At 42.9% G+C, this 7,469-nt stretch carries 6 protein-coding genes; 3 read left to right on the forward strand and 3 right to left on the reverse strand.

Features of this window, described 5'->3' with window-relative positions; translation table 11 throughout:
• Positions 1 to 29: 29 nt before the first annotated feature.
• Both Q4B82_RS03340 and pyk read right to left on the reverse strand, forming a co-directional pair.
• A complete protein-coding gene (locus Q4B82_RS03340) occupies positions 30 to 1,928 on the reverse strand; it encodes an autotransporter assembly complex family protein (protein WP_303065018.1) in 1,899 nt (632 codons plus the stop codon).
• Positions 1,929 to 2,112: 184 nt separating this feature from the next.
• Positions 2,113 to 3,579, reverse strand: a complete 1,467-nt coding sequence (gene pyk, locus Q4B82_RS03345) for a pyruvate kinase (RefSeq protein ID WP_303065019.1) — start codon at positions 3,577 to 3,579, stop codon at positions 2,113 to 2,115.
• 491 nt (positions 3,580 to 4,070) lie between these two features.
• On the opposite strand from pyk, the gene pyrB reads away from it, so the two are divergent.
• The 3 genes from pyrB to Q4B82_RS03360 are packed head-to-tail and all read left to right on the forward strand — an operon-like array spanning position 4,071 to position 6,100.
• Positions 4,071 to 4,991, forward strand: coding sequence for an aspartate carbamoyltransferase (gene pyrB / locus Q4B82_RS03350; protein ID WP_303065020.1), 921 nt, complete (start codon positions 4,071 to 4,073; stop codon positions 4,989 to 4,991).
• Positions 4,992 to 5,027: 36 nt separating this feature from the next.
• Entirely contained in the window at positions 5,028 to 5,486 is a 459-nt protein-coding gene (gene pyrI / locus Q4B82_RS03355; protein WP_303065021.1) for an aspartate carbamoyltransferase regulatory subunit, read from the forward strand.
• 50 nt (positions 5,487 to 5,536) lie between these two features.
• Entirely contained in the window at positions 5,537 to 6,100 is a 564-nt protein-coding gene (locus Q4B82_RS03360; protein ID WP_303065022.1) for a peptidylprolyl isomerase, read from the forward strand.
• A 53-nt stretch (positions 6,101 to 6,153) separates the two neighbouring features.
• Here the strand turns inward: Q4B82_RS03360 and lepB are convergent, their stop codons facing one another.
• Positions 6,154 to 7,125 carry a signal peptidase I gene (gene lepB / locus Q4B82_RS03365; RefSeq protein WP_303065023.1) on the reverse strand — a complete coding sequence of 324 codons (972 nt, stop codon included), beginning with the start codon at positions 7,123 to 7,125 and terminating at the stop codon, positions 6,154 to 6,156.
• Positions 7,126 to 7,469: the final 344 nt, after the last annotated feature.

Genomic DNA, 7,469 nt, shown 5'->3' on the forward strand with positions numbered 1-7,469 from the left:
ACATTCTGCTTTTTTCAGGCAGCATGAATTTAAAATCGTGTCCCCAAACTGATGTGCCAACGGATTTTTCGGTCATGATGCCCATAAGCAATGTCAAAGGAGAACGGCGCAACGGGACTGAACCAGCGCACACCTAAACCACTACCATGTCGCCAATGCATTTTTTGAAATGTGCGTGCTGTGCCACCCATGTCATGAAATAGTGCAAGGGCAAAATCTTTTTTCACGGGAATTTGGTATTCGGTACTGAACACGACCATTGCTCTGTCTGGCAAAACTGTACCGTCAGATAAAACCTGCCCAATACTGTCTAATTCATAACCGCGTATGGAAGATGCACCACCTGTACGAAACATCAAGCTGGACGGTACATCACCAATTGCATCATTTTTGTTGGCATGAACGTAGCCCAATTCACCACGTGCAATGAATGTACCCCATTTTTTTTCTTCAGGCGTGAAGTAATAGCCTGCACCTGTTTTCACGCGCATTATGGCTGCTGATGAAAGCACTTTACCCAAAGTTACCCCTATTTTACCGTCCAAATAATAACCATTGGCAGGACGCAATGTGGTTTCAATATTTTGTCGCTTCCAAGATGCAGTCAGCATGGTGGCATAACTGCGTCCCAAATTGATGCCGTGATTGGGAATGGTGGCCTCTTCACCCACAAATTCAATACCCAAACGGGTTTCCCTACCATCTTTATCACGCACACGCCATAAACCTGTGGATAAAGTACGCTTTTCCAAGCGTTGCGTGGTGTTGCGTGAATATGCTGCGTTGGCAGTATGATAATAACCTAAACCATTACGGGGCTGACTGATACCCAAAGCCAAAGTGCTTTGGTATTTGTCTTGGTCCAAATGTACCGACCCCATATAACCACGATTAAACAAATTGTGGTGGTCATAGCCCAAATGACCACCTAAACCATATTCAGAATCAAAACGCAGACCTACTTCAATTTTTTGTCGCTTGACTTCGGAGACCGCCACTTTGATTGGCACACGGTCGCCCTGAATGTGGTCAAAATCGGCTTGAACCGATGCACCTGAATAGTGATTGTCGTTTTCCAAAGCCTGTTGATAATCCAAAATTTTATCCAAATCATACACATCACCCGCTTTAAACTGCGCCAATCCCTGCACCACCGCAACAGGGTAACGTTCTGTGCCTGTAATGTGTAAATCACCAAAATAAATCGGGCGATTGCTGTCCACATTGACCAGTAATTCTGCTGTTTTGGTTTCTGGATTAACGGTTGCCCGCGTTGCCGTAAAACGCGCCAATGGGTATTTTTTACGGGTAACGGCAGTTAAAACCGAAGCCTTTGTACTGCTCCAATCGGCTTGACGAAAGGGTGCACCAACGGGCAAGGTCCAATTTGCAAAAGAATTTTTGTAATAACTGCTTAAATTTTCATCACGCAGCATCTCACCCAACAGCATCAAAGATACGTTATCAATCCGCGTACGCTCGCCCAAATCCACGCGCAATACATAACCTTTTTCTTTTGGCACAATTTGTACTTTGGCATTGAAATAACCTTCAGTTTTCAACATTGCCAAAGCATTTTTGGGTGCATCTTCAAGTAAAAATTCAATCTGTTCTTTGTCCAATTCTTCATGACGTTGCTCTTTGATTAAGGGCAAATGTTCGGACAACATAGCACGAACTTCTTCATTATCAGTTTGAATTTCAATCGGATATTTAGGTGTTAATTCACGAATTTGTTCTTGTTCTTCGCCTTTTTTACCAAACCACTTATCCCAAAAACCACGCTTTTTTATGGATTGCGTGGCTTCTTGTTCTGCCTTGTTCTCCAGTGCGGGCACAGCACTGGCTGTTTCGGTTTCAGCATGCGTGGATAAAGAAATAAAAGACAAAATCATCAACAAATAACATGGACGCAAACGATTCATCATCACAAATAAAATTAGATACTGTTACAATTTACCCCTAACTTGGGGCGCGAATATACAAGGCTGCCTGAAAGAGACAAATTCTAACACGATTACAACAAACTGCTTTTGTTTTTCAGGTAGCCTTATTATCTTAATCATTAAAACATTCAGGCAGCCTCTATTAGGCTGCCTGAAAATTCAAACATCATGCCACACACATGATTTGTAAGGTATTGGTACTACCGCGTTCACGCATTTTGGAACCACTGGTAATGATGTATTTGTCGCCACTAGCCAAAATACCGCGTTGTACCAAAAACGCTTCCACTTCATGCAATGCCGTATCATGGTTCATACTCGTTGCCAGTTGAATCGGACGCACACCACGATAAACCGACATTCTGCGTTGTGCTGCAATATTGGGCGTTAAGGCAAAAATCGGGATTTGGATACCATAACGACTCACTTGAAACGCTGTTGTACCACTTTCTGTGAGCGCAATAATCGCTTTGGCATTCACTTGACGGGCAATGTGTACCGCACCACTGGCAATGGCGTGGTCAGTACGATGCGTGATTTCCATATTATCAGACACACCCACCAAAGAATCCTGTTCACGTTCGGCTGCCTTACAAATCAAAGCCATTTGGCGCACCGTTTCAAAGGGGTATTTGCCCACCGCCGTTTCTGCCGAGCACATGACGGCATCGGTACCGTCCAACACCGCATTGGCAACATCGCTTACTTCTGCACGTGTTGGAACAGGGTTTTCAATCATGGACTCCATCATTTGCGTGGCAGTAATGCTGAAACGACGCAATTCACGGGCGCGTTTAATCATGCGTTTTTGCAAAGCAGGCACTGCAGCATTGCCCACTTCCACCGCCAAATCGCCACGCGCCACCATAATGCCGTCAGATGCCAAAATGATTTCATCTAAATTTTCAATCGCTTCCACGCGCTCAATTTTGGCAACCAAACCTGGTGGCAAAGCGGTACAACCATTTTCGCTGCACGCTTGAGCAACTGCTTCGCGCGCCATTTTCATGTCTTGGGCACTTTTCACAAAGCTGACTGCCAAATAATCGCAACCGATTTTCACAGCGGTTTTTAAATCGCGGAAATCTTTTTCGGTAAATGCACCCGCACTCAAACCACCGCCTTGTTTATTGATACCTTTATTGCTTTTGAGTGTATGGCTATTATGAGCCACCGTTAAAATTTGGCTGCCTAAAACACTTTTCACAGTAACGGTAAGCAAGCCATCGTCCAAAAGCAACACATCGCCAACTTGTACATCATTGGGCAAATCGCGGTAATCCAAGCCCACGCATTCACGCGTGCCTTCGCCTTGCAAAGCCGCGTCAAACAACAACTCTTCACCCTCTTCCACACAAATGCTACCACCCACAATTTTGCCAACACGGATTTTCGGTCCTTGCAAATCCGCCACAATCGCAATCTCACGCCCCGCTTGCTTGGCAGCTTCACGCACAATGTGGGCATTTTCTTCGTGAAATTCTGCCGTACCATGACTGAAATTGAAACGCACCACATTGAGCGCACCAATTTGAATCATGTCGCGCAACAATTCAACATTGTTGCTGGCAGGTCCTAATGTAGCAACGATTTTGGTATTATGACGAATGCGGCTTAAATTTCGTTGGGGCATGATACACTTTCTGAAATCAAAAAAGATTGTAGGATTATAACGGTTTTAAATGTTAAAAAACGTGAAATACACGGTGTTCTTGGCTTTAATTTGGAATTAAATTACAAAGTAAATTGGCTTTTCAGGCAGCTCAAAAGGTTTTATAATCCACGCCGTTTTAAGCCATTTTTCAGGAAAAATCATGTTGTCTTACTGTTTTTTCTTTGCTGATTGCCGCAAATTTGCGGCTCAAATGGCTTCTTCATCAATCGCCCGTTTAATTGTAAAACGGGTTTTTTTGTGTCTTTCTGTTCAAGCCTGCCTGTAAAGTGATGTTTGAATGAGTTTCAGGCAGCCTAATATAGTCGCAGAAATGAAAAAAAACATATTTAAGGTGACCATACCCGCTGTGTATACGAATAGTAATAAGTGTATGAACAAAACCACAGTACTTTTTCAATTCCGCGACCATAACACCCCGCTGTTTTTCACATCATTCAAAAGGAAAATCCATGCCCAATCCGCTTTATCGCCGCCATCTGATTTCGGTAGCTGATTTATTACCTGATGAATTGCGTTTACTGTTGGATACCGCACTGAAATTGAAACATGAACCACGCCACGATTTATTGGCAGGCAAATTGATTGCTTCGTGTTTTTTTGAACCTTCTACGCGTACGCGTTTGTCATTTGAAACCGCAGTACAGCGTTTGGGAGGTAAAGTGATTGGTTTTGCCGATGGCGGACATACCAGCGCGAAAAAGGGCGAAACTTTGGCAGATACAGCGCGTATGTTGTCCAGCTATGCCGATGCGATTGTACAACGCCACCCCAAAGACGGTGCGGCACGTGTGGTGGCAGAGTTTTCCAGTGTTCCCGTGATTAATGCAGGTGATGGTACCAATCAACACCCCAGCCAAACGCTGCTGGATTTGGTAACAATTTATGAAACACAAGGTACGTTGCATAACTTGAAAATTGCCATGTGCGGCGATTTGAAATACGGTCGCACCGTGCATTCTTTGGCACAAGCATTGAAATTGTTTGATTGTGAATTTGCTTTTGTGTCGCCACCGAGTTTGGCTATGCCCGAATACATTACCGAAGAACTGGACGAAATGGGTATTAAATGGCAAGTATTGTCCGACCTAGAAAGCGCGGTGGCTTGGGCGGACATTTTGTATATGACACGTGTCCAACGTGAACGTTTTGATGAACAGGAATTTGCCAAAATTCAAGGCAAATTCAATTTGAATGCCACCATGTTACACAACGCAAAAAACAATTTGCGCGTGTTACACCCCTTACCACGCGTGGACGAAATCCACCCTGATGTGGACAATACACCCCATGCTTATTACTTCCAACAGGCTGCCAACGGCGTTTATGCCCGCATGGCGATGTTGTCTTTGGTCTTAAACGAAACGGTTTAAATTTCAGGCTGCCTTAAAAACACAACAGGAAAAATCATGGAAAACACAAAATTAAGCGTTGAAGCGATTGAAAATGGCACAGTCATTGACCACATTCCCGCAGGTTTGGGTTTAACCATTTTGCGTCAATTCAAACTATTGCACTACGGTCATGCGGTAACAGTTGGCTTTAATTTGCCAAGTCGCAGCCAAGGCAGCAAAGACATCATCAAAATCAAAAATGTGGCATTTACAGAACGCGATGCCAATCGCTTGGCTTTGTTTGCACCCGAGGCGGTGGTCAATCGCATTGTGGATTTCAAAGTAGTGGAAAAAATGGCATTAAGGCTGCCTGAAACCATTACCGAAGTGTTTCGCTGTCCCAACAGCAATTGTGCCAGCCACAGCGAACCTGTAAACAGCCGTTTTTATGTGAAACAAAAAAATGGCGAAACCAAATTAAAATGCCATTTTTGTGAAAAAACCTTTGGTAGAAACGCCGTAACCGAATTGTGATGTTTTCAGGCTGCCTGAAAACCACCTCAATCCCATCAGGAAAGACCATAATGAAATTATCCGCAAAATTAACTGCCGTTTTATTAAGTACATTAGCATACTCCGCCCAAGCCGATACGCGTGTTTTAATGGAAACCAATATGGGCAATATTGAATTGCTGCTAAACGAACACCAAGCCCCACAAACCGTTGCCAATTTTGTGCAATATGCACGACAAGGTTTCTACAATGGTACGATTTTTCATCGCGTGATAGACGGTTTCATGATACAAGGCGGTGGCTTTACCGCAGACATGGTACAAAAAACCACAAGCAAACCGATTAAAAACGAAGCCGATAATGGTTTGAAAAACACAATTGGCACAATTGCTATGGCACGCACCGCCGACCCACATTCTGCCACAGCACAATTTTTCATTAATGTTGCCGATAATCCCAACTTGGATTTTACAGCACGCACTCAAGAAAATTATGGTTACACCGTTTTTGGTCGCGTGAGCAAAGGCATGGACGTTGTCAATCGCATCGCCAAAGTCCGCACCATCAATGGTTTCACACATCAAAATGTCCCTATGAAAACAATTGAAATCAAAAGTGTTAAAGTGATGAAATAAGATTAGGCTGCCTGAAACAATTTCAGGCAGCCATTTTTTAATGGATTAAATTTTTACTGAATATTTGTGCCGATGCGTCCCAACTCGTTTAAATTTAACCAAACAAAAAACGCTTTACCCACAATCAACCTGTCATCAACAAAACCCCAATAACGACTGTCTGCGCTGCTATCTCTGTTGTCGCCCATGGCAAAATATTTGCCCTCAGGTACGGTGCACTTAAACGCACTGCCTTCATCAAAATAGGTACAATGTTCTTTTAAACCATTGTTGTAGTACGAATACTCATTGATAAAACGTGGCTCAAAAGAGGGTCTGTCCACTTTTTTCAACACATCAAATTGCTTGCCATTTAATGCTGCCTGAAAACGTTCTGCTACCCATTCTTGTTGCGGATTGTTGTCATCTGGATAAGTGTAACTACCCACTGGTGTTTCAGTTTGTACTTCACCATTTACCATTAGAATTTTATCCTTATATTCAATCACATCACCTGAAACACCCACGATACGCTTAATGTAATTCAATTCAGGTCGCAAAGGATAATTGAATACCACCACATCACCGCGCTCAATTTTCCCCGTTGGTATGGCAACCGAATTCAATACAGGCACACGAATACCATAGGCAAATTTATTGACCAAGATAAAATCGCCCTTAACCAAACCAGGACGCATGGAACTGGAAGGAATTTGAAACGGCTCTGCCACAAAAGTACGCAACACAAAAATCACTGCAATAATGGGAAAAAATCCCGCCATATAATCGCGAAAATGATTATTATCCAATTGCTCATTTTTGTGCAAACACTTTTTCCATAACCATAATAAACCTGTTATTGCAGTAAACAACAACAAAATTGCCGTAAAACTCCATTTCAAACCGCCAGACAATACCCCAAAAATCCCCACCATTATCAAAAGGTAGCCCCATTGCACACCACTACCCCATTCACCAGCCTCATTTCGTTGCTTGCTGCCTGAAAAAAGCATGATTGCACCTACACACAATGCTGCCAACGCCATATAAGTGATTGTTGTCAATTCCACGTATTTCGTCTTTCTATCTGGTTACTCAATTTCGTTTCAGATTACCTGAAACACCAAATCAATAAGAATATAGCAGTAAGGCAAATAAAGCAATTTACATAATCAATCCACCCCAAATGGTCATTTACATCATAAAACTTTTCATGTACAGTTCAATCTCATAGCAAACATCAATTTAAAAAAATAAATTGATAGCTTATTTTCATTTTCTTTCAACCAACAAATTAAGGAATCAATCATGTCAGAACACAAATCCATTGCAGGCTGCCCAGTTCATCACGGCAGTGTAACTTCCGACCAACGAGGCCCTATGGCTTGGT

This window comes from Alysiella sp. (genome assembly GCF_030525755.1).
In the GTDB taxonomy this organism is placed as follows: Bacteria; Pseudomonadota; Gammaproteobacteria; order Burkholderiales; family Neisseriaceae; genus Simonsiella.